22 protein-coding genes are annotated in these 23,677 nt (G+C 48.1%); 13 read left to right on the top strand and 9 right to left on the bottom strand.

The genetic code is table 11. The annotated features are described in order from the left end of the window. Positions 1–123: 123 nt before the first annotated feature. Together recG and EXU85_RS17740 are read right to left on the bottom strand one after the other, a co-directional pair. The gene (gene recG, locus EXU85_RS17745) at positions 124–2,232 is read right to left on the bottom strand and encodes an ATP-dependent DNA helicase RecG (protein WP_142773365.1); all 2,109 of its coding nucleotides are present in this window, start codon (positions 2,230–2,232) and stop codon (positions 124–126) included. 197 nt (positions 2,233–2,429) lie between these two features. Then, positions 2,430–3,854: a DUF5723 family protein gene (locus EXU85_RS17740; protein ID WP_142773364.1), complete on the bottom strand. Its 1,425-nt coding sequence runs from the start codon at positions 3,852–3,854 to the stop codon at positions 2,430–2,432. Positions 3,855–4,228: 374 nt separating this feature from the next. On the opposite strand from EXU85_RS17740, the gene EXU85_RS17735 reads away from it, so the two are divergent. Beyond that, positions 4,229–5,167, top strand: a complete 939-nt coding sequence (locus EXU85_RS17735) for a DUF6089 family protein (RefSeq protein WP_142773363.1) — start codon at positions 4,229–4,231, stop codon at positions 5,165–5,167. 73 nt (positions 5,168–5,240) lie between these two features. Here the strand turns inward: EXU85_RS17735 and EXU85_RS17730 are convergent, their stop codons facing one another. From EXU85_RS17730 to EXU85_RS17700, 7 genes are all read right to left on the bottom strand, one after another. Beyond that, positions 5,241–5,843, bottom strand: coding sequence for a NifU family protein (locus EXU85_RS17730; RefSeq protein WP_142773362.1), 603 nt, complete (start codon positions 5,841–5,843; stop codon positions 5,241–5,243). 171 nt (positions 5,844–6,014) lie between these two features. Then, complete coding sequence (rpmA, locus tag EXU85_RS17725; RefSeq protein WP_142773361.1) at positions 6,015–6,317, bottom strand: 50S ribosomal protein L27; 303 nt, start codon at positions 6,315–6,317, stop codon at positions 6,015–6,017. A 79-nt stretch (positions 6,318–6,396) separates the two neighbouring features. Then, the gene (rplU, locus tag EXU85_RS17720) at positions 6,397–6,714 is read right to left on the bottom strand and encodes a 50S ribosomal protein L21 (protein ID WP_142773360.1); all 318 of its coding nucleotides are present in this window, start codon (positions 6,712–6,714) and stop codon (positions 6,397–6,399) included. 68 nt (positions 6,715–6,782) lie between these two features. Then, positions 6,783–7,850, bottom strand: coding sequence for a peptidoglycan DD-metalloendopeptidase family protein (locus EXU85_RS17715; RefSeq protein WP_142773359.1), 1,068 nt, complete (start codon positions 7,848–7,850; stop codon positions 6,783–6,785). A 115-nt stretch (positions 7,851–7,965) separates the two neighbouring features. Beyond that, entirely contained in the window at positions 7,966–8,937 is a 972-nt protein-coding gene (trxB, locus tag EXU85_RS17710) for a thioredoxin-disulfide reductase (RefSeq protein WP_142773358.1), read from the bottom strand. 197 nt (positions 8,938–9,134) lie between these two features. Further along, positions 9,135–11,129, bottom strand: coding sequence for an OmpA family protein (locus EXU85_RS17705; RefSeq protein ID WP_142773357.1), 1,995 nt, complete (start codon positions 11,127–11,129; stop codon positions 9,135–9,137). Further along, positions 11,084–11,728 carry a 7-carboxy-7-deazaguanine synthase QueE gene (locus EXU85_RS17700; RefSeq protein WP_371731911.1) on the bottom strand — a complete coding sequence of 215 codons (645 nt, stop codon included), beginning with the start codon at positions 11,726–11,728 and terminating at the stop codon, positions 11,084–11,086. Before EXU85_RS17700 ends, EXU85_RS17705 begins: the two co-directional genes overlap by 46 nt. A gap of 328 nt (positions 11,729–12,056) precedes the next feature. Here EXU85_RS17700 and hisG point away from each other — a divergent pair, with 328 nt between their 5' ends. From hisG to EXU85_RS17640, 12 genes are all read left to right on the top strand, one after another. Further along, on the top strand, positions 12,057–12,917 hold the full coding sequence (hisG, locus tag EXU85_RS17695; RefSeq protein WP_142773356.1) for an ATP phosphoribosyltransferase: 861 nt from the start codon (positions 12,057–12,059) through the stop codon (positions 12,915–12,917). A 103-nt stretch (positions 12,918–13,020) separates the two neighbouring features. Beyond that, entirely contained in the window at positions 13,021–14,310 is a 1,290-nt protein-coding gene (hisD, locus tag EXU85_RS17690; RefSeq protein WP_142773355.1) for a histidinol dehydrogenase, read from the top strand. A gap of 32 nt (positions 14,311–14,342) precedes the next feature. Next, entirely contained in the window at positions 14,343–14,585 is a 243-nt protein-coding gene (locus EXU85_RS17685) for a hypothetical protein (protein WP_142773354.1), read from the top strand. Continuing rightward, the gene (locus EXU85_RS17680) at positions 14,582–14,956 is read left to right on the top strand and encodes a type II toxin-antitoxin system VapC family toxin (protein WP_142773353.1); all 375 of its coding nucleotides are present in this window, start codon (positions 14,582–14,584) and stop codon (positions 14,954–14,956) included. Before EXU85_RS17685 ends, EXU85_RS17680 begins: the two co-directional genes overlap by 4 nt. 12 nt (positions 14,957–14,968) lie before the next feature. Then, positions 14,969–16,153 carry an aminotransferase class V-fold PLP-dependent enzyme gene (locus EXU85_RS17675; protein WP_142773352.1) on the top strand — a complete coding sequence of 395 codons (1,185 nt, stop codon included), beginning with the start codon at positions 14,969–14,971 and terminating at the stop codon, positions 16,151–16,153. After that, positions 16,150–17,052, top strand: coding sequence for a DUF2092 domain-containing protein (locus EXU85_RS17670; protein ID WP_142773351.1), 903 nt, complete (start codon positions 16,150–16,152; stop codon positions 17,050–17,052). The genes EXU85_RS17675 and EXU85_RS17670 overlap by 4 nt, the downstream gene beginning before the upstream one ends. 11 nt (positions 17,053–17,063) lie before the next feature. Further along, positions 17,064–17,564, top strand: coding sequence for a peptide deformylase (locus EXU85_RS17665; protein ID WP_142773350.1), 501 nt, complete (start codon positions 17,064–17,066; stop codon positions 17,562–17,564). 80 nt (positions 17,565–17,644) lie between these two features. Beyond that, positions 17,645–18,073, top strand: coding sequence for an antitoxin Xre/MbcA/ParS toxin-binding domain-containing protein (locus EXU85_RS17660; protein WP_142773349.1), 429 nt, complete (start codon positions 17,645–17,647; stop codon positions 18,071–18,073). Beyond that, positions 18,073–18,528, top strand: a complete 456-nt coding sequence (locus tag EXU85_RS17655; protein WP_142773348.1) for an RES family NAD+ phosphorylase — start codon at positions 18,073–18,075, stop codon at positions 18,526–18,528. The genes EXU85_RS17660 and EXU85_RS17655 overlap by 1 nt, the downstream gene beginning before the upstream one ends. Next, positions 18,528–19,661, top strand: a complete 1,134-nt coding sequence (hisC, locus tag EXU85_RS17650; RefSeq protein ID WP_142773347.1) for a histidinol-phosphate transaminase — start codon at positions 18,528–18,530, stop codon at positions 19,659–19,661. The genes EXU85_RS17655 and hisC overlap by 1 nt, the downstream gene beginning before the upstream one ends. 75 nt (positions 19,662–19,736) lie before the next feature. Continuing rightward, the gene (locus EXU85_RS17645) at positions 19,737–20,267 is read left to right on the top strand and encodes a hypothetical protein (protein WP_210422476.1); all 531 of its coding nucleotides are present in this window, start codon (positions 19,737–19,739) and stop codon (positions 20,265–20,267) included. A 77-nt stretch (positions 20,268–20,344) separates the two neighbouring features. Beyond that, entirely contained in the window at positions 20,345–23,674 is a 3,330-nt protein-coding gene (locus EXU85_RS17640; protein ID WP_142773346.1) for a UvrD-helicase domain-containing protein, read from the top strand. Positions 23,675–23,677: the final 3 nt, after the last annotated feature.

Genomic DNA, 23,677 nt, shown 5'->3' with positions numbered 1-23,677 from the left:
TACTACTCAGGGGTTTTTACTTATCAAATATTACTCAATATCGACTGTTTTTTAACAATATTTTAAATAAAACATGGTATATTCATATTATTTTAGAGGAAGTTTGGAGGTTAATAATATATTTTATGAAATCCTTCCCCAGTTATTTTCACTCTGTTTCAGGTTATCTACGTGGTTTCGGATAGGTGCATGCTGGGGCAGCAAAAGCTCAGGGTCTTCAGTCAGAATTGCCTGGGCAGACTCGCGGGCCGCTGCCAGAATAGCACCGTCTTTGGCTAAATCGGCTATCATCAAATCCATTACGCCACTTTGCTGTGTGCCAGTCAGGTCGCCGGGGCCGCGCAGTTGGAGGTCCACATCCGCAATCTCAAAGCCGTTGTTGGTTCGCACCATCGTTTCCAGTCGAGTACGGGTATCGCTGCTGAGTTTGTAGCCGGTCATCATCACGCAATACGACTGTTCGGCTCCGCGACCAACTCGACCACGAAGCTGGTGCAGTTGAGACAGACCAAAGCGTTCGGCACTTTCAATGACCATTACGCTGGCATTAGGTACATTTACGCCTACTTCAATGACAGTGGTAGCTACCAAAATCTGGGTTTCCATTTTTAGAAACCGCTTCATCTCGTCATCTTTTTCGTAAGGAAGCATTTTGCCATGGAGCATTCCGACTTCATACGTTGGACGAGGAAATGCCCGCTGCATACTCTCAAAGCCATCCATCAGGTCTTTGTAATCGAGCTTCTCCGACTCTTCAATGAGGGGATACACTACGTACACCTGCCTTCCCAATTCAATCTGCTGGCGCATGAATCCAAATACCTCTGAGCGGTGTTTATCGTATTTATGGACAGTTTTGATGGGTTTTCGACCTTTCGGCAGTTCGTCAATAACGGATACGTCGAGGTTGCCATAAAGCGTCATGGCCAGCGTCCGCGGAATTGGCGTAGCGGTCATGACCAGAATATGCGGGGGAACAACTTCATTCTTCCGCCAGAGTTTGGCCCGTTGTGCAACGCCAAAACGGTGCTGCTCATCAATGATACAAAGCCCAAGGTTTTTGTACTGTACGGCATCTTCGAGCAAGGCGTGCGTGCCCACCAGAATGTGCATCTTGCCTGATTGTAGTTCTTCATGCAGGACTACCCGGCGTTTCTTGTTCGTGGAGCCAGTTAAAATGCCGAGATTAAGCCCCATGGCATCGGCGAACGGCTTTAGTCCGTTAAAATGCTGATCGGCCAGAATTTCGGTAGGGGCCATCAGGCAAGCCTGCGCTCCATTGCCAATAGCCAGCAGACAGGCAATGAAAGCCACAATGGTTTTGCCGCTTCCCACATCCCCCTGCAACAGCCGGTTCATCTGCTTACCGGTTAGAAAATCAGCATAGATTTCCTTAATAACGCGCTGTTGTGCCCCCGTCAATTCAAAGGGTAGCAGCTCGTTATAAAAGTGCTTCATCAGCGATGTATCCCGGAATACCTGACCCGGAAACTCCTCTTTCTGAATGAGTTTATTCTTGATCAGTCGGAGCTGGTTGTAGAACAATTCCTCAAATTTCAGTCGCCGTTGGGCCTGCTTCAACCAGGCCTGATTTTGGGGCAGGTGAATATTCCACATAGCCTCCCGTTTCCCGATGAGCCGGTATTGCTGAACAAGCGAATCGGGCAGGGTTTCGTGAATGTGTTGCCAGGATAGTTCCAGCAGTATCCGCATCACCTTGCCAAGGACTTTGCTGTCGAGATGTCGTTTGCGGAGTTTTTCAGTCAGGTTATATACCGGGAAAAAGCCGGGCTCGGTTTCCGAAGCGGTATTCGCATTTTCCAGTTCAGGATGGATAATACTAAACTGCCCGTTAAATGACTGTGGTTTGCCGTAGGCAACGTATTCGCCGTCACGCCGGAGAATTTTCTCAATGTACGTGATGCCCTGAAACCAGACGAGACTCAGCGAGCCGGTTCCGTCCGTAAACGTGGCAACTAAGCGCTTTTTTGAACCTTCACCTTCCAGATACCAGTCGCGCAGACGCCCGCGTATCTGAGCAGAAGGCATCGAATCCATCAGTTCGCTGACGGTATAAAATCGGGATCGGTCATCGTAGCGAAAGGGGTAGTATTGAATTAAGTCACCGTAGGTAAACAGGTTCAACTCTTTATTGAGCAGTTCCGTACGCTGCGGTCCTAACCCTTTCAGGTATACTAGCGGTGTGTCGAAAAAAGTAGCTCGTTCGGTCATAACAGACCCGGTAAACCCCAGTTTATTGGCAGGATTTGACCAAAAATACGGATTTCTATTGGAAATGATGTGGAGTGGGTGGGGTAAGTGAAGTAGGTGGAGTGAGTGCAGTAAGTGGAATGAGTCGAGTAAGGCCAATTCGTTTTACTCACTTCACATACTGCACTCACTCCACCTACTTCACTTACTCCACTAAATTACTCTTCATCCAAACGTCCGATTCCAAAGGCGAGGCCAGCATAGATATCCAGCCCGCGGGGTTGGATACCGTTGGACTTGGTCCCCACTAAGCCCAGGAAATTATCTGTACCCAACCAGCCCGGCCCTACACGTATTGACGCCCCAGCAGTTAACCCGCCATTTAGGTAGGCAACGGGTAAGGCTAAACTGAGCCATCGCACATCATAGCGGGGGGTGACTGCCAGCAGGGAAGGTTGATGGATAGAGGCTGCCTGCACCGCCCGAACGTCCTGCAGGTAGGTCAGGTTTATTCCAAAACCGCCGGGCAATTGATAATCGGCGGTAAGATTAAGGGAGGTTGGGAGGCCCGCCCTGAATGTATTACTGTCGGGAGTTCGACCAGTGTTTAATTTGTTTTGAATAACCTCAATGATCGAACCGGTTCCATTGAGGTTATTAAAATCGCTACTTCTGAAGTTGACTGGATTCGCGCCGATATTGGTATACGTATATGTCTGGCCTTGATACGTTAATCCGCCAATATCGGTAACAGCCAAACCCAATTGTAATTTCGGACTTTCCGCATCATACTGGTCTATATACGTCAGACCCAAATCGAAGCCCAAGCCACGGCCGGGTACTGATGTGCTAAACAGGGTTGAGGGGGTCAAACTACGGTTCTGAAGGAAGGTTGTATAAGCAAAGGTCGCGTCTAGTTTATTGACTTCCAGTAGGGCACTATTTGCATTGGCCGGATCCTCTATAATTCTGTAGTTCAAACCCCGATTAATTAACTGTTGGGCATTATATCCCAACAAAAATTTGGCAGTGGCCCCAAGCAGGAGTCTTCGCCCATCGCCCTCCATAACAGTTCCCGCATAGGTAAGACCCAACTCGGCATACGTATTGGTATTGGCATTGAATTTATTATCGTTACTAGGAATGCTGTATAAGGCCCCATCGTTTAAACTAGCCCGAACGGCCGAGAGTAGGTTCTCCGATGCGCCAACTACCTGAGCAACGCCCCTAAAGCGGGTTGTTATGGCAAATGCGCCACCTGAACCCGCTCGTATCAAAAGTGAAGGCCCACGGATTTCACCCCAAATTGTCCCGTTCTTAGTTCTGCCGTTCAATGTTTCCTGGGTGTACTCTTTTTCAAATTTAATAGTGCCACTTGCATTTTTATACTGAGCGGGCACAGTCCCAGCTATCAGGCTAAGTAATGAAAACGGTGCCTGGTAGCGTACGTAGTTGTTATCAACGTGTCCATTGCCTGTAAATACGTTTACGTAAAGTTTGGACGGTGAATCAGCGGCTAAAGCGGGGTTTATGTACAATCGGTTTGTTCCGCCATACCGGCTGGTTGAAATACCAAGAAGATTTTGGGTAAAACCTGATGTTGCTAGGAGCAAAAACAGCCCTAAACTGAGCAAATACTTCATGTAGTGAATAAATGAATGAAAAAGCGTTCTACAAATGAAACGCAATTCCGACGCCAGGGTTAGATCGAGACGGATTTATTTTGATTGATCGGTAAAGATTGGGGTGATAAGTTTCCCTAAGTAAGTGGTGCTGATACTTGTACGTTTCGTAGGGGAAATAATGGTAAATACTCGCAAACGGCTACCAACAATATCAGTAAACCACCAATTGTACCAATTCCCAGCCCATACTAGAAGGCTACGTTCCTATACCGAGAACGAGGCACCCCATTTCTTCCACTTGATGTTGGACTAATTCACAACAAAGTTTCCCGGACTTTATCTGTATAAGGCGCTATTTTACGTTATTTGGATACCTACCGAATTGTACGTACATGAAATTTTTATTGACTCTCCTTTTTCTAGTGCTGTTTTGTCTATCGAATGTCCAGGCACAGCGTCGCGGGAACTCACAATTTATCCCGTATTCTGAAGTTGGATTAGGCGGAGGAGCTTCTATTTATTTAGGTGATCTGTCTCCTCCCAGCCAAACGTTTCAAAGTTTTTCGCTCCTGCCCCGCTGGAATCTCGGGGGGAGTTTTATTCGTCATCTTAGCCCCCATTTTTCCGCTCGGGCATCCTTTACTGTAGTACGATTGGCTGGAGATGATTACTCGTTCAACAAGGATGAACCAAACCTGCATCCGATACAGTTTCAACGGAATCTGCATTTTCGTAATGACCTGAAAGAACTGGCATTTAGTGGGATATACCAATTCCAGTCGGAAGGACGTAAGCCCAATCAGCGCCCTGCGGTTACGCCTTACCTAACGCTGGGTGTAGCCTTGGTAGCGCATAATCCAAAAGCGCGTATGCCCGTTAATGCGGATGGGTCACTTGGCGATTGGGTAGCCTTACAGCCGTTGGGTACAGAAGGACAGGGCCAACCCGGTTATGCCAAACCGTACTCACTCCTTACAGTAGCGATACCCGCCGGAGCCGGTATCCGATGGCAACTCACCGAAAGCCTGAACCTGGCCGCAGAAATTAGCTTTCGGTATACGTTTACTGATTACTTAGACGATGTAGGCGGCCTTTATCCAAACCCAGCTGACTTGCCCAAGGCCCTGTCGGCTACGTTTGCTGACCGACGTAACGAAGTCATTGCTGCCCGTACAGGAAGCGATCGGACTACAGCCTTGAATACGCTGTATGCAGTCCCTACAGAGGTGAGACGAGGACTGGCTGGCAATGACTCCTATCTGCTTACGCAGATCACAATTCATTATGTACTTCCGGGGAGCGGCATTAAATGTCCCCCCATTGGACGCTAACACTGTCAATAGAAAAACGCTATCAGCCCAGGCTGATAGCGTTTTTCTATTGACAGCTTGTGATTCTATAGGCTTATACCCCTTCGGCCTCTACTAATTTAACTTCAGGCACCAAACGAGTCAGAAGGTTTTCAATGCCTGCTTTGAGGGTAAGGGTAGATGATGGACAACCGCTGCAAGATCCTTGTAAAAGAACTTTTACGGTGCCGCTGGGCTCATCGAAGGAATAGAAACTAATAGCTCCTCCATCGGATTCAACGGCGGGTTTGATATACTGATCCAGCACCGCTTTTATTTTCTGTACGGTTTCAGAATCCATATCCAGTTTCGTGGTGTTGGTATCCATCGTCCGCTGCGAGAAAACAGGCTTCTGCTCACCGAAATATTCTTTAAGGAAGAGTTTGACCTCAAACAGAACCTCGTCCCAATCGGTCTCATCATCTTTCGTGACGGTTACAAAATTTCCCGAAATAAAGACACGACGTACAAACTCAAAGCCGAAGAGCGCCACGGCTAAAGGTGATGCTTTCCCTTCAAGAAGGGCATCACCCGGTGTAGCATAATCGAATGTAAGCCCAGTAGGTACAAGTTCAAAATTAACCACGAACTTCATGGAGTTCGGGTTAGGGCTGCCTTCCGTAAAAATAGATACGGGACGGTTTAGCGTTGGATTCATTGTCAGGAACGTTTTCAGTTTACCAGCACATCGACCAGTAGTTGTACAGACGTAACAGTCGAGCCGTTTTTTTAGTTTTTCTATACGAAAAAACCCGTTCAACTAATGTTAAACGGGTTTTTTCGTTAAGCCTGGGCGATTTTAAAACCTTATAAGCTTAAAAGTGCCTGACTAGGCTACAGCTACTTCAGCTACAGGAGCAGTTTCAACTGCCGACGGGCCAGCTGGAATGATATCTACATACGAGCGGCTATCGCGACCTGGACGGAATTTCACGGTACCTGCTACCAGAGCAAATAGTGTATAATCTTTGCCCAGTCCAACGTTTTTGCCAGGATGGTGTTTTGTACCGCGCTGGCGGACGATGATATTGCCGGCAATGGCCGATTGACCGCCGAATAACTTAACACCCAGCCGCTTGCTGTGCGAATCGCGGCCGTTTTTGGAACTACCTACACCTTTCTTGTGTGCCATTTTTTTAAGGAGTCAGGAGTTAGGAGCGGGGAGTTGCTGACGCGTAAGCCATTCTCACTCCTTGCTCCTAACTACTATGTTAAAGAGTTATGTCTTCGATCATGACCTTCGTCAAATACTGACGGTGGCCGTTTTTCTTTTTGTATCCTTTCCGACGCTTCTTCTTGAAGACGATAACTTTTTCGCCTTTAAGGTGTTCGACGATTTTAGCAGATACCGTCGCTCCTGCGACAGTTGGAGCACCGATGCTAATGCTCCCTTCGTTATCAACAAGGAGAACCTTCACCTTGTCGGAGGCAAGTGCAGCGTCCACATCGCCTTCTAACCGGTGGGTATAGATATGGCGACCCTTTTGGATCTTGAATTGCTGCCCTGCGATCTCTACGATTGCGTACATGTGTTGTGTATGAAATTGGAAATGAGGGTGCAAATGTAGTGAATTTTTGCTAAAATCCAATACCTCCTTTAGTGTACACGTATTTTTTGCCCAGGACGAAGTCGTGAACCGGAAATATGGTTTTTGCGCTTCAACGCAGATAACGATAGGCCGTACCGATCGGCAATAGAACTGAGCGTTTCACCAGACCGCACCTTGTGTAATACGGTTCGTTTTAATCGCGGTCTTGAACTTGATTCTGAGGAGGATGAACGACCACCCCGCAGGTAATCCCATACAGAACCTGTTAGCAGAAAATGATCGGAGTTAATCGTGTTTTCTGGAAATGAGAAGATATTCAATGGACTGAATGGGTTGCCCTCATACCGCGTCTCAAAGTGTAAGTGTGGTCCTGTACTGCGGCCGGTACTACCGCCCAGGCCAAGCTGGTCACCAGCTTTAACCAGTTGCCCCTGCTCCACGGTCTGTTTGGACATGTGTCCATAGAGTGTTTCGAGACCATTATAGTGGCGGACCAGCACGAAGCGTCCGTACCCATTACCATCCCAACCCACTACTCGAACAACACCATCGAAGGCCGAATAGATTGGCGTACCAGTTTCAAGATCAAGGTCGGTACCCGTATGCCAGCGCCCCCAGCGATACCCGAAATTAGAGGTCATTTTGCCGATTTCCAGTGGAGATGACCAAAAACGGTTAGCAGGGGGATCATATAACTTGATATCAATCGTTTCGTCAAATTCGAGTGGGTTGATATTATAGGGGTCAATAGTGCGGGAATCCCATACGGCATAGTAATCGGCAATCTTTACCCATTCGTTACCAACGAGCACAGAGTCTATGACTTCAACTACACTAGTTTCACCCTGATCGAGCTGGCTGGTGTCTTCGCTAACAACCGGGTTTAATTCTTTTTTCGGCTCAAACTGATTATTAAAGCGCAGTTGAGTTGTTTCCTGTTCAAACTGGTCGTCCGCTTTTTGCGGCTGTTCAACGACCGGGGCATTCGGACTTGATCCGTTTTTGGGCGCGATACGCAGGTTATTTTTAAATCTCCCGCGCTCCTGGGCCTGTGCTGTTACGGTAATGCACAAGCACCCAATGGCCAGTAGCCACTGTGTAGCGGTTCTTCTCATCGATAAGTTGATGAGTTTACGGTTTACGGTTTACGGTTTATGGTTGGCTGACGCGAGCAAGAGGATGCGTCAGCCAACCATAAACCGTAAACCGTAAACCGTAAACTACTTTTTGTTAATGAACAATTTCTTCGCCCTGCATTTCCAGCGTGACTAAATAACGTTCTGCGTCGAGGGCTGCCATACAGCCTGTGCCAGCTGCTGTAACCGCCTGACGGTAGATGTTATCCTGTGCGTCACCGCAGGCAAATACGCCGGGTATATTGGTTCGGGTGCTTCCTTTCTCGGTCAGTATATAACCATTGTCATCCAGATCGAGGAATTCCCGGAAAATATCGGTATTGGGTTTGTGACCAATAGCCACAAAAAATCCTGTCACGTCTAAAACGCGTTCTTCACCGGTTACGGTATTCTTTACCAGAACACCCGTCACATCTTCGTCGCCCAACACTTCTTCGGTTGCTGAGTTATACAAAATTTCGATGTTATGGGCTGTTTTGACGCGCTGTTGCATAAACTGCGACGCCCGCATTTCATCGCGCCGGACCAGCATATACACTTTGCGGCAGAGGTTGGCCAGATAGCTGGCTTCTTCGGCAGCTGTATCACCAGCGCCTACGATGGCCACATCCTGGCCTCTGAAAAAGAAGCCATCACAGACTGCACAGGCAGATACCCCCCGACCATTGAGTCGCATTTCGGAAGGTAGGCCAAGCCATTTGGCGGAGGCACCAGTCGAAATAATGACCGAATCGGCGGTGATTTCGTATTTGTCGTCAACAAGAGCCCGGTGGGGATTATTCGGACCGGGCTGCTCAGCGAACACAACTTTTGTGATCATCCCATAGCGGATGTCAGTACCAAATCGACGGGCCTGGGCTTCCAGATCCTGCATCATTTGCGGACCCTGAACTCCGTTGGGATATCCTGGGAAATTATCTACTTCGGTAGTGATGGTAAGTTGTCCACCAGGTTGTTCTCCCTGATAGAGTACGGGTTTCATATTCGCCCGTGAGGCATAAATGGCAGCCGTATAACCGGCCGGGCCGGAACCTATAATTAAGCACTTAACGTGTTCGGAAGTCATTGCAGTGGGAATGAGTTGCCTGGTAACTAAAAATACCGCTCCCTAAAAAGTGAGGGTATTGAGACAACGTACACAAAATTGAAAAAAATCCCGCAAACAGCAATGATTTACGCACTATGAATTGCGATGTACAATGTATTTAATATGAACTCGGCTACTGTGAGCCTACACGTATTTTGTAATTCCTGCCCTGTAAATCAAAGTAATTTCCAGTCGATACGACGGTTGAGCCGTCGGTTTTCGTCTGTTGTATTTGGAACAAGGGGACGGGTTTTACCATAACCAACCGCTTTGATACGACTGGCTTCAACTCCTGCTTTGGCCAGATAGGCAACAACTGCCTGAGCCCTTTTTTGTGAGAGCGCCAGATTAATAGCAGCATCACCTTTGTCGTCAGTATGCCCTGAAATCTCCACTTTAAACGTTGGGTTGGCCTGTAAAAAAGTAGATAGATGGTCAAGTTCGGTCTTTGACTTGTCTGCCAGATCGTACCGACCGGTTTCAAAGAACAGATTGTTCAAAGTTTCATTGGCCGATGTGCCTGCCAACGCTGGTTCCAGTGGAACCGTCAGGGACATGGCATCACCTTTAGTTTTCTGGGTAAAATCGAAGGATAGACTTTTAAACAGATACCCAGGTTGACTCACATAGAGGGCATACTCACCCCCACTTGGCAGCACGGCAGTATATTGACCCGTTTGGCTATCGGTCTGGACCCTTGAAACGACCTGATTCGTTTTTAGATCAATTAATTCAAGGTTTGCTGCTAGCGGCTTTTTCGTTTTGGCATCGGTTACAATTCCCTTCAGATAGCTCACCGGTTTAATTCGTTCACGTAGCGATTCTGGCAAATCGAAGGTGTATAGCCGTGATTTCTGCGAAACACCGTCTTTCTGTTCTTCGTAGGAATAATAGGCTCGTGTTCCATTTGCTGATACAAATAACGAAGCCTGGTCTTCCGACGTATTGATCGGATAACCTAGATTTGTTGGTGACGACCAGCCGGATGCGCAATTGTCGGCCACAAACAGATCGTAACCACCCATACCAATATGGCCCTCTGATGCAAAAAACAAACTTTGCCCATTGGGGTGAATAAAGGGTGATGCTTCGTTAAACGGGGTATTAATCGGTTCGCCCAGATTGACAGGTTCATTCCAATCCCCAGTGGTAGTAAGATCACTCCGCCAGATATCGCGCCGACCTTTTCCGCCTGGTCGGTCAGAAACAAAATAAAGTTGGCGCCCATCTGCCGATAGGGCGGGTTGTGATTCATAATAACGTGTATTGATCGCTGGTCCTAGATTTTCTGGAGTCGACCAATCGCTACCTGTTTTATGACTTGCATACAAATCACAGCTACCGAATCCTTTACGACCCTGGCATGCCGTAAATACAATCGTACGTCCATCGGCCGAGAGGCTGGCTGTCCCTTCGTTTTCGGGTGTGTTGATGTTGCTGGCAAGTGAGGTAGGAGGGGACCAGGTTTCACCATTGAAGGTGGCCGTCATCAGATCTTCGTCCCCTTCGGGTTTCAGCGCTGTAAAGACCAGCGTTTGCTCATCGGCAGTTAGTACGGGAAAGTATTGCGAAGGCGTCGTTTGCAATATGGACGAAAGCGGTTTGGGGTCAACGGCCTGGGGATGTTGTATGGCTTCCTGGGCAAAGCGTGCCGTTTCAATCTGTCGGGCAATTCGTTTTGCCTGTGCCGATTGAGGGGCAAACATCGTCTGGTATTTTTCGAGATAGGGGAGGGCTTCGCCGTACCGGCCTAGCCGAAGCAGGGTAGTGCTCAGCGACTGATAGGCTGCTCCCGATGCGGGGCTGTCGGGCTGGAGTTTTATGGCATTCCGATAGACGGCCAGAGCGGGATCGTATCGTTTCGTGAATTCGTAGAGTTGTCCGAGCTTGAGGTAGGCATCCGTAAAATTTGGATCCTGTTTTATGGCCTGCTCCATATATGGAATAGCCTCATCTGCTTTCCGTTCGCCAAATAGCTTGATGGATTGGGCGTAAAGTTCCTTAGCCTTCGTATCCTGTGAAAAGGAGGAAAGGGAGGAGAGGAGGAAAGGGAGGAGGGGGAGAAAAAGACGAACTATAGAACAAAGTTCCTTTGTCCCTTTCCTCCTCTCCTCCCTTTCTCCCTTTATGGAATGTCCATGTATTTGTGTGTCTGCAACGATATTTGCCATTGCGGGTGATCTTTTACATACTCAACGATACGAGGTAGCATTTCATTGGAACGACCCCATTCGGTTTGCAAAAAGAGCCTGCAATCGGGTCGTAAATGAGGCACAAACGACTCGGCAAATGCAAAGTCAGATTGGTTGTAGATAATAACTTTAAGCTCGTTCGCTTTATTGTAAATGTCGGGGTTGGGCGCTTTAAATTTCTTTGGTGAAAAGCAAATCCAATCCCACGAACCCGTAACTGCCTGGCACACACCCGATGTTTCTATATTGGTCTGAAAACCTGCTGATTGCAGAGCCGATGTTAGCTCAGAAAGGTCGTGCATGAGTGGTTCTCCACCTGTAATGACGGCCATCCGTCCGGGATACTGTAATGCCCCGTCAACGATGGAATTAATTGTTAGTTTAGGATGTGCATCAGCATCCCACGATTCTTTGACATCGCACCAGAAGCAGCCTACGTCGCAGCCGCCGAGCCGGATAAAGTAAGCTGCTCTACCTGAATGTGCCCCTTCGCCCTGAAGTGTGTAAAACGCTTCCATAACGGGCAGGATAGACATTGCCGATTTTATTGATGTTTGTTGATTGTGGTCCAAAAGCATAGACAAAGATACGAACGAGCAGGCTGATAAGGACTTTTTGTTGAATTGGTTCATTCTCATTTTCTTCCTTACCTTTGCCCTATGATTTCCCAACGGGCCACTCATTCTCCTTTCCGACATCGTCGCCATCATCGCGGCTGCTAAGCCCGTGCAACCAGGTGTTGTCCTGTTCAAACGTCGAAACCTGTCCATTTTCGCGTATTTTTGCCCCCTAATTTAATAAACCACACATCGGTCAATCGCTGTTTCTGGTTTTAATTGAAAATCAACGAATTACAAGGTGTGTCGCTAAACTCGTACATCGTAACTCGTACATCGTACATTCACTGTGTCTTCTGTATTACGAATTGCTCTGCAAAAAAACGGTCGGTTAAGCGAAGATTCATACCAGCTTTTCAAAGAATGTGGTATCCGCTTCGACTACGGCACCGGTAAGCTCAAGTCCGTTTCGTCGAACTTCCCCGCTGAATTCCTATTCCTGCGCGACGACGATATTCCTGGTTACGTTGAAGATGGCGTAGCCGATTTAGGTATCGTTGGCGAAAATGTTGCCGTTGAAACTGGTCGGCCAGTAACAACGATTCACAAACTGGGCTTTTCTAAGTGCCGTCTATCCATCGCTGTTCCGCGTGGTGTGGAGTGGACGGGCATTCAGCACCTGGACGGTAAAAATATTGCTACGTCTTATCCGAATTTATTAGGGAAATATCTTGCCGAGCAGGGCGTTCGGGCCGAGATTCATGAGATTAGTGGATCGGTTGAAATTGCACCCAGCATCGGGCTCGCTGAAGCCGTTTGCGATATTGTCAGTTCGGGAAGTACGTTACTGAGTAATGGGTTGAAGGAAGTTGAAACAATATTTCGTTCTGAAGCCATTCTCATTGCACGCCCTGAACTGGATGCGGATAAGCAGTCGTTGGTTGATAAACTCCTGTTCCGGATCAAATCGGTACAGGCGGCCAAAAACAACAAATACATTGTGTTAAACGCGCCGAATCATGCTCTCGACCAAATAACAGCCTTACTACCGGGTATGAAAAGCCCGACCGTAACCCCGTTGGCTACCGAAGGCTGGAGTTCGGTTCATTCGGTACTGAATGAAAATGAGTTCTGGGAAAACATTGAAGCCATCCGTGCCGCCGGTGCCGAAGGTATTCTGGTTATCCCGATTGAGAAAATGATTTATTAAAAGTATATAGGAGCGAGTAGTGAGGAAAGAGAATGGCTGACGCAAGCAAATGGACGCGCCAGCCATTCTCACTCCTCACTACTCGCTCCTCGCTCCTACAAAAATGAATATCATCCCGTTTCCTTCCCGTGCTGAATGGCCTGCTTTGCTGGCTCGTCCTGTTCAGTCGACACAGCAGATCGAGGCTGCGGTGGCACCTATATTAGCGCAGGTTCGTGCTGGCGGAGATGGTGCGCTACTTGAGCTGGCGGAGAAATTCGATAAGATTGAGTTGAGCAAGAGTCAACTGCAAGTTAGCCCTGATGAACTTGACGAAGCCGAAGCGCAACTGAGCGATGGGCTAAAAGCGGCTATTCGGCAGGCGTATCAGAATATTCGCTTGTTTCATGAAGGACAAAAGCAGCCCGTCGAGAAAATCGAAACGATGCCGGGGGTACTGTGCTGGCGAAAAAGCGTAGGTATCGAAAAGGTAGGGCTTTATATTCCAGGCGGTACCGCTCCATTATTTAGTACGGTTTTAATGTTGGGTATTCCAGCGCAACTGGCGGGTTGCCGGGAAGTAGTGCTTTGTACACCGAGTAATCACCCCGCTATATACTTTGCCGCGAAACTAGTTGGTGTGACAAAGGTATTCCGCATTGGTGGAGCACAAGCCATTGCCGCTATGGCCTACGGAACAGAGTCGGTGCCGAAGGTGTATAAAATCTTCGGTCCGGGCAATCAATACGTGACAGCCGCCAAGATGTTAGTCGCAAAAGAAGGCATGGCCATTGATATGCCCGCTGGACCGAGTGAGGTAGCGGTGTATGCTGATGATTCTGCCATACCCGCCTTTGTCGCTGCCGATTTATTATCACAGGCAGAGCATGGGGCTGATAGTCAGGTGTTGTTGGTTTCAACTAGTAAAAAGCTACTTAACAGTGTTAACCTGACGTTAAGTACGCAACTAAGTCGACTTCCCCGGCAAGCAATGGCCACTAAAGCGTTGGAAAACAGTAAGATGATTTTGCTAGATAACCAAGCTGATGCCATCGACTTGTTAAACGACTATGCCGCCGAACACTTGATCCTGAGCATTGAAAACGCGGAAGAAGTAGCCGACCAAATTATCAACGCAGGTTCTATTTTTCTCGGAAACTACACGCCCGAATCCGCTGGCGATTATGCATCGGGTACCAACCACACGCTTCCTACTAATGGTTTCGCACGGGCATACAGTGGTGTATCCCTGGATAGTTTTGTGAAGAAAATTACGGTCCAGTACATTACGCCCGAAGGTTTACAGAACGTGGGTCCCGTGGTGGAAGCAATGGCCGAGGCCGAATCATTGGATGCGCATAAGCGAGCGGTAAGCCTACGACTAGCCAGTCTTACCGAAGTAAATCCGGCTTGATTTTGTTATCTTGCTGGATAAACAAGAAAGTTATGGAACAGCTATTAATAGAAGTTGATACACCACAGGACAAAGAATTACTGCTTGCTCTGCTTCCGAGATTAAACGCACGAGTTGTTGATCGACAGGATATTGATAAAAAAAAGAATGACTTCCTAAAATTAATGGAAGAAATAGCCTCTGGAGGGGGAGTTGGTGCGTCATTTGGTGACCCGTCCGAATGGCAACGAGAAATACGTAGTTGGGATCGAGTACTTGATGGTCGAGAAGAATGATTCTAGACAGTAATATACTTATTTATTCCCTTGAACCTGGATATGACTCATTGCGCATATACCTGGCTCAGCAGGAAGAGTTGCCTTTTATTTCATTAATTACCAAGCTGGAAGTATTAGGTTTTTATCGTCTTCAAGCCAAACATAAGATTGAATTAGAGCGTTTTTTGACTACTGCGTTTGTATTGCCTATCACAGATAATATTATCACTGAAGCCATTCGACTACGTCAGCAACGCAAACGCTCGATTGGCGATTCAATTATTGCGGCTACAGGACTGATCTATAATCAACCAGTCCTGACAAATAATGTGGCCGATTTTACCGATGTTGATGGCTTGACGGTTATTTCGCTGGCGTCGGTTTTATAGTCTATAATTTTTATGCTTGATCTCCTTTCCCTCCGCGCCGATACCCCCGGTGCTCAGCACGTCGTTCATTTTAATAATGCCGGAGCATCGCTGATGCCGAAGCCGGTTATCGACGCGATTACGGATCACATCGCACTGGAAGCCGAAATTGGTGGATACGAAGCCGCCGACGCTCGCAAAGACGCCATTCGAGGTTTTTATACGTCTACCGCTGAACTGCTGAATACAACCGCCGACAATATTGCGGCAATGTCCAGTGCAACAGATGCTTACGCGCAGGCCTTGTCCGCAATTCCGTTTGAGCGGGGTAATGTTATCCTGACGACAATCAACGATTATGTCTCCAATCAGATCGCGTTCCTTTCCCTGAAAAAGCGGTTTGGCGTTGAAGTTGTTCGAGCTGCGGATGAACCGGGAAATGGCGTTTCGGTCGAGGACATGGCGAAGAAGATTAAGTCATTACGCCCGAAACTGGTTGCCGTGACCCATGTGCCAACTAACTCAGGGTTGGTTCAGCCGGTCGAAGCGATTGGTCAGCTTTGCCGGGAGAATGACGTATTGTATCTGGTTGATGCCTGCCAGTCGGTGGGGCAATTGCCTGTAGATGTGACTCAGATTCGCTGTGATTTTCTGACGGCGACCTGCCGAAAATTCCTGCGGGGACCGCGTGGGACGGGGTTTCTATACGTTTCCGATAAGGCTCTATCCATGAATCTGGCCCCCCTGTTTATCGACCTGCATGGGGCTAGCTGGGAATCGGCGGATACGTTTCAACCGATAAAAACCGCCCTCCGGTTTGAAAACTGGGAATTCCCCTACGCTCTGGTTCTAGGAGCTGCCGAAGCCAATCGATATGCCCTGAACGTAGGCATTGAAACTATTGCAAAACGAAATGAGGAACTATGCGGCATGTTACGTAGTCAACTAAGCAAGGTGCCGGGCGTTCGTTTATTGGATGAAGGCCAGCGGTTGGCCAGCATCATAACGTTGTTTAGCGACCGTAAATCGGCTGCCGATCTTAAACTGGCGTTGAAAGCCGAGCATATTAATACCTCACTCAGTCCACATGGAGCGGCAATTCTGGATTTTGATCAAAAGGGCATGAAAACGACCGCGCTACGTATTTCGCCCCACTATTTTAATACCGAAGATGAGATCAATACGTTGGTTGACACCCTGAAAAATAGCTTCAAATGAAATCAGTGCGACTTACAATAGTTACTGGCCAATTCAAGCTCTCCCTGGCAAAATGGTTTATGGCCGGTTGTATTCTTCTTCTGAAGATAGTGCCGGGACAAAGCCAGGATATGTCAGGAAAGCAGATTTTTGACCGGATGCTACGTGTTTACGCTGAAGCAACCACGTATCAGGATCAGGGGCGTGTACAAACTGATTTTTACGAAATTGGTCAGACAAAACCAAAATTCACGACGATTCAGGACTTTACGATGGCGTATGATCGGAAAGGCGGGCGATTCCGTTTTCAGTATGAAACCCAGCCTAAATCATCAGATGATAAGCCAGAAAAGATGGTTATCTGGAGTCAGGAGGGGGATGTACACGTATGGTGGTCTTTATGGGATTCGACGAGCCACGAAGCCTCATTGGGCTCAGCTTTAGGTATTGCTACAGGCGTTTCTGGTACCGCATCCCGCAAAGTTCCTTTCTTACTTATCGCTGAACGTACTGACGCTGGCTGGGGTATCGACTCGTTAAAAGATGTGAAATTGATCGGCACAGATACACTGGATAAGAGTTCCTGCTACCGACTTACAGGGCACGTTCCTGGGGCTTATTGGAAAAATAAGGAGGCTGTTCTCTGGGTTGATCAGAATACCTTCCTGTTGCGCCGGATCGATGAAAATAATTCAATCAGTAAAACTAAGCAGTTGGTAAAAATGAGCTTGACGTACCAGCCCGTCCTCAATAAACCAATTGCTAATGAAGCGTTGACATTTGAGCCTCCCCGTTCTACCAGATTAGTTGAGGTATCATCAAAACTCAATTTACGCTACATAGTTTACGCACTGATTGCGTTGATTGGCGCTGGTTGGCTAATCTATTTACGGTCACGAAATCGAAAACAGACGCTATAAAACGCTCACGAATGAAACACCTCGCCGACCTCCTGCTCTTAGGCGATCCCCGCCTGTACGAAACCTGCGAGCCTGTTCTGGAATCAGAGCTTCCGTTGGCGGCAGGCTGGGTGGCTGATTTGCATACGGTGATGGAGGAAATCAGAGCGAAGTACCAGTTTGGACGGGGTATTGCCGCTCCGCAACTTGGTATTATGAAAAGACTGATTTACCTTAATGTAGCCAAACCGCAGGTTATCATCAATCCTGAACTGGTAGTGGTCAGTGACGAAACCAGCGAACTTTGGGACGATTGCATGAGTTTCCCCAATCTATTGGTACGTGTCCGGCGACATTGCCAGTTGACACTCACGTATCGGGATGAACACTGGCAACACCACACCTGGGAGGTTGCCGATTGGGGCTTATCGGAATTAATTCAGCATGAATACGATCACCTCAACGGGGTTCTGTGTACTATGCGTGCCATTGACGATCAGTCGTTTCGGTGGCGACCAACACCAACTGCCTGACTCATTAATGCTGTATGCTAAGCGGGTCAGTTTGGGTTAACGGAAAAATGTCTGTATTTTTAAGGAAATAATTCCTCATTATGACAATCATAGCCATCGCCAATCGACTGGGCGGCCATGAAATACTTGGACGAAGTATTCGTAGTGAAGCTGACTTGATGCATCTGATTGAACAGGGTATCCCTAAAGCCACAATTCGCTATTTAGCTGATTCGCTGGGCATTGAGCCCAAAGAACTTGTACAATATCTGCCCGTTACCCCCCGTAACCTGCAACGATATCAGGATAAGGATCTACTTTCCGATAGTGTCTCAGACCATATTGTGGCTCTGGCCGAGTTGTTTGAACATGGCGAAGATGCATTGGGGAAAGACTATTTTCGAGACTGGCTCCATGGGTCGATTTTGGCGTTGGGCAATCGGCGGCCTGTTGATTTCCTCAAAACGCATAAAGGCATTGGTATCGTTGACCGGGAGATTGGTCGGATTGAACATGGAATTTTTGCCTGATGGAGTTATTTCGGGTTACGCGCCAGAAGTACGCCAGCGATCTGTCGGGGAATGGTGCGGCTGTGTATGGAGGGAGGTGGAACGAAGCAGGGAGGCCGGTGATCTATGCTGCCAGTAGTCGGTCATTAGCCATTTTAGAGACACTGGTTCACCTGCGACAACCACAACCCCCAACCGATTATCGGGTCATGGTGTTATATGTTCCTGATCATATTCCGTTTATCAACAGCCAGCAATTGCCCGAAAATTGGAAAGTTGACGAAGCCTATACTCAACAGCTTGGTAGTCAATGGCTGGCTTCAAATGAGTCACTTCTGTTGCGTGTGCCTTCGGTTATCGTTCGGGCAGAGTACAATTATCTGCTCAATCCCGCTCAGGAATTGTTCACAGACGTAAAACTAATTGCCGTGGAGTCCATTGAATTTGACTCGCGATTTTTTCAGAAATTAAGCTAATGCAATCATTTAATCTTAATAACCTCCTTCGCCCCCATATTCTTAGCCTGACACCCTATTCATCCGCTCGCGATGAGTATACGGGTAAAGTCGGTGTATTCCTGGATGCGAACGAAAATCCAATTGGTTCAACAACAAACACGGGCGATTATAATCGCTATCCCGACCCGCATCAGTGGGCTATCAAGCAGCGGCTGGCACCCATCAAAGGGGTTCGACCTGAGCAGATTTTCCTGGGCAATGGGTCCGATGAACCGATTGATTTACTCGTTCGTGCCACCTGTACGCCGAGCCAAGATAATCTATTAATCATGCCGCCAACCTATGGCATGTATGAAGTTTCGGCAGCGGTGAATGATGTGGAGCTGGTCAAAGTGCCACTGACGCCCGATTTTCAGGTGGATACGGAGGCCGTTTTAAAGGCAATCAACTCAAATACAAAACTGATCTGGTTGTGTTCGCCCAATAACCCGTCGGGGAATCTACTGCAGGCCGATGCTATTCGCACGATTCTCGAAGCGGCTCGACAGTCGTTAGTGATTGTGGATGAAGCCTATATCGATTTTGCCGACACGCCATCCTGGACCACTGAACTGGACCGCTACCCGAACCTGGTTGTCTTGCAAACCTTCTCCAAAGCCTGGGGCTTGGCGGCATTACGCCTGGGAATGTGCTTTGCCTCTGAGGAGTTAATCCAGGTGCTCAATAAGATCAAACCGCCATATAATATCTCGGCTCCAACCCAGTCGCTCGCTCTGGATGCCCTTACCCACGAAGCTGCAAAGGATGAGATGGTTCGTCAAATTTTGACGGAACGTCAGTTTTTGGCCGAGAAACTGCGTTCTTTGCCATCGGTACAGGTAATTTATCCATCCGATGCGAACTTTTTGCTGGTTCAATTCAATGATGCAAAGGGTATTTTTGAACACCTGATTGAGCAGCAGGTAATTGTTCGGGACCGCTCAAAGGTAAAACTATGTGGCGGTTGTCTGCGTATTTCGGTGGGCACACGGGCTGAAAATGAGCGACTATTATCGGTGCTTCAAGCTATGGACAGCTCATCGGTAGTCGATGATTTGCCGCTGGGTACTGGTGAGGAAGCTATGAAACCGGAGCCTGTTTCAAATGCCTGATTATTGGGTATGAGTAGCCATACACCTGTTACGAGAACCGAACCGTGTAGTCTAAGAAGACTAATCACTAACTCTATGAAAAAATCGTTTCTATTAGCAGTACTGGTTTTAGCTGGCTGGATACTGACGCCCCATGATGCACTGGCTCAATACAATAACTGGGCCGTGGGCTTTCGTATTGGTGAACCTTCAGGCGTGAATGTTCGGAAGTATTTTGGCACGAACCACGCCTTCGATTTGAATATTGGCACCTACGGTGGAATTTACGGCACCAAACGAAGCTACCGCTCTGGCGATTATCAAAGCGTCGGGCTAAGCATTCAGGGGCATTATTTGTGGCACACCGCTCTCACGAAAAGCGAAAGCATTCGGGCGTATTATGGATTTGGTGGCCAAATAAATAATCGCCGATATTACCCACCTCGTTTAAATGGTGAATACGAAAATGCACTCTCATTAGGAGGTTCGGGTATTGCCGGTCTGGAGTTTTTTCCGGTTGGTAAACCCTACTCGTTTTTTCTGGAAACCGGCGTTTATGTCGAACTTCTTCAGGCGCCATTCTTCCTGAATTTGAATACAGGATTGGGGTTGCGGTATAATTTTTAAAAGAGGGAGGAAAGGGAGAAAGGGAGGAACGGAATTTTTCCTCCTTCCTCCCTTTCCTCCTTTCTCCCTTTCCTCCCATGTTTAAAATCTACAGTTCTTCGGCAGGGTCGGGTAAGACGTACACGCTTACAAAGGAGTACCTGAAACTGGCGCTACGGCCAGATGCGAAGGACGACTATTTTCGGCATATTCTGGCGGTGACGTTTACCAACGCAGCTGCCAACGAAATGAAGAACCGGATTCTAGAACGGCTCTCCGACATTGCCGGGACGAAAGAATTGCCTCTGCTGGATGAGTTAGTCGTTGACCTCTATGGCACACCCCTACACAGCGATGCCTTTGAGCTAGATAAGGCCAAATTGCGCCAGAAAGCCTCAGCTGTTTTCAAAACCATTCTGCACCGGTACGCCGATTTCAGCGTTACCACCATTGACTCCTTTACGCAGCGGGTGGTAATGGCATTTACCGACGAGCTTGGCCTTCCCTACTCGTTTGAGGTGGAAATGGAAACCGATGAAGTACTCGAACTCGCCATCGATAACCTGATTGAAAAGGCAGGTACGGAGGAAATGGAGGAAATTACGACCATTCTGAGCGAGTATTATACCCACGCGGCCACAGAAGGAAAAAGCTGGAATCAACTCCCCGAGTTACTCAAAGAATTTGGCCGAAACCTCACCTCCGATCAGTTTTATGATGCAGTGAATGCTGCCCAGGAATTATCGCCGGGTGCGTTGCGGGCTATTCGCCTACAATTGCTCGAGCATAATCGACAGGTAGAAACGTCCATTATTGACCAGGGGAAACGGGCCTGGTCGCTGATTACCAGCAAGGGGCTTGACGAAGAAGATTTTAAAGGTAAGAAGAACAGTATTGCGGCTTATTTTAAGACTATTGCCCTTACCAACTTCGAGAAAGAGCCAACGGCTACCCACCGGAAACAGATTGAGGGTGACTGGTATTTGCCTAAAACGCCACTACCAACAGCAGCAGCCATTGATAGCATTACAGATGAGTTATGTAATTGCTTTGATCAGATCGAAACGATTCGCTCAGAAAGCAGTCGGCAGGTGACGTTGTTCGATTGCTTATTACCGCATTTGCAGAAATTGGCGTTACTGAAGCAAATGCGGGTGGAGTTCGATGACCTGCTTCGAAAAGATGGGCGGGTGCATATTTCGGAGTTCAATAAGAAAATTTTGAGCATTGTTGCGTCGGAGCCGGTACCTTTTTTGTACGAGCGACTGGGCACGAAGTACAACCACATCCTGATCGATGAATTTCAGGATACCTCCCGGCTACAGTTTGCCAACCTGTTACCGCTTATTGAAAACTCACTGGGTGCGGCTCATTTTAACCTCGCGGTTGGCGATGGCAAACAGGCAATATACCGGTTCCGGGGGGGCGATATGGACCAGATTGTGGCCTTACATCGGCAGGATCTGGAAAGTCTGAAAGTAGCACATAACCCCAGTTCCTGGACGGCCGAGCGAATTGGTATGCTCGACGGACATCTGGAGCCCGAAATTCTGGACACGAACTGGCGGAGCGCGGAGCCAATTGTGCGATTCAATAATGACTTTTTTGAGTTCGTCGCTCGCCAATTTGAGTATCAGCACCCAAAATTGGCTGATGTATTCGATGCCGAACGCCAGTTTCATCAGAAAGCGCAACCGAAAGCAAACAAGGCCGGACATGTACAACTAGACTTTGTTGATAAAGACGACGAACTTGGTAAAGACCTAACCACCCAAATGCTCGAAACAACCATCGCGCATCTGGAAAAGTCGTTGGCCGAGGGGTACCAATACGGTGATATTGCCATTCTGTGTCGCAAAAAATCGCACGCCAAAGCCTTAGCTAATGAATTGAACGCCCGCCAGATTCCCCTGGTGTCGGCAGACTCGTTGTCGCTGGAGTTTTCGGATCCGGTCAAATGGCTCATTACGCTCATGCGTGTACTTCAGCGTCCTGATCTACGCATGCTTCGGTACGAATTGTTGTATCTGTTCCATCGGGTGGTGCAGGGCATTTTCCCGGACGATGTGCTGACGGGGAAACTACGAACTGTAGCTGAAAATGATATTTCGGATGTATATGAATACCTAGCTGCAGAAGGTTACCCACTTGATCCCTACGCCTTAGGGCAGTTGAATCCCTACGAACTGGCAGAGCGATTAACGGCCCAGTTCGGACTTTTTAATCAGGCTGAACATAATCCGTTTCTGTTTCGATTCCTGGATGAAGTATTAACCTTCAATCAAAAACGGAGTGGACACCTGAGCGATTTTTTGGTGTACTGGGATAGTGTTCGACAAAAGATTTCGGTGGAAGGGAATGCCCGGAATGCGGTAAGTATTCAAACAATTCACAAATCGAAGGGGCTGGAATTCCCTGTTGTGATTATCCCATTCGCGAACTGGCGTGTGGAGCCGATTAACGAGAGTACGATCTGGCTCGACCTGGCCGGCGTTCGAACCGATACGCTGGCGCATTCAACCGATACCGGACCGCTTACCCGTCTACTGTCTGCCCCCTCGAACACGACTAGCAAACTGCGCAGTGCACCAGCGTCGGTAGCGGCCCAATACGAAGAGGAACTAACGCGCACGTTCATCGAAAATATGAACCTGCTTTATGTGGCTTTCACCCGCCCCACGGACCGACTGTATATCATTGCCAAGGCAGCTGATTTCGATAAAATCGGCAACCAGAAAGACGTAAGCTACTGGCTGCATGCATTTCTGCGTGATAGCGAAGTGGCCCGTAATTGCGGCTGTGCCTGGGAGAAAGGCCGAACCAGCTACGAAATCAGTCTGTGCGCCGATTCGTTTCCGCACCACCAACTGGATGAAACGCTTGACGAGATTTTCCTGGACGATGTTGTCAGTGGGAATCGAGGGCAGGATATGCAACTGCGTCGGCTAGCCGACCGAATGTTTGACGTAGCAACGTTTGAACGTACCCGAGAACGGGATCGTAAACTATGTGCAGCCCTGAGCCTGATCAAAGGCCCTGAAATGATTGACGCAGTACTTCGGCAACTCGTAAGTGAAGGGCTAATTCGTAAGATAGAATGCGAACTATTGAAGCAGGCTTTACTGGCAATTGTCTTACACCCAGCTTTAACATCTCTTTTTGACTCCACCCTTCGGATTGATACCGATCGGAGTATTTTGAGTAGCAAACGAATGCACGGAGCCCCACATCGGGTAGTACATTACCCCGATGGCCACATTGTTCTGGTGCAATATGAGTCTTTGCCCGGTAAGGAAAATTCACTACCTACGAATCCGGTCAGTACGCTACGGTACTTTACCAATTTGTACCGGGAAATGGGTTATCCTGAAGTTGAGGGCAGGTTAGTGTATCTTGCCGATGAACCCGAAGTAGTGCGAGTGGTTTAATAA

Origin of the sequence: Spirosoma sp. KCTC 42546 (assembly GCF_006965485.1) — a bacterium.
Lineage (GTDB): Bacteria > Bacteroidota > Bacteroidia > Cytophagales > Spirosomataceae > Spirosoma.
The sequence above is the reverse complement of the archived record's forward strand: the minus strand, read 5'-3'. Positions and strand labels throughout refer to the sequence as shown.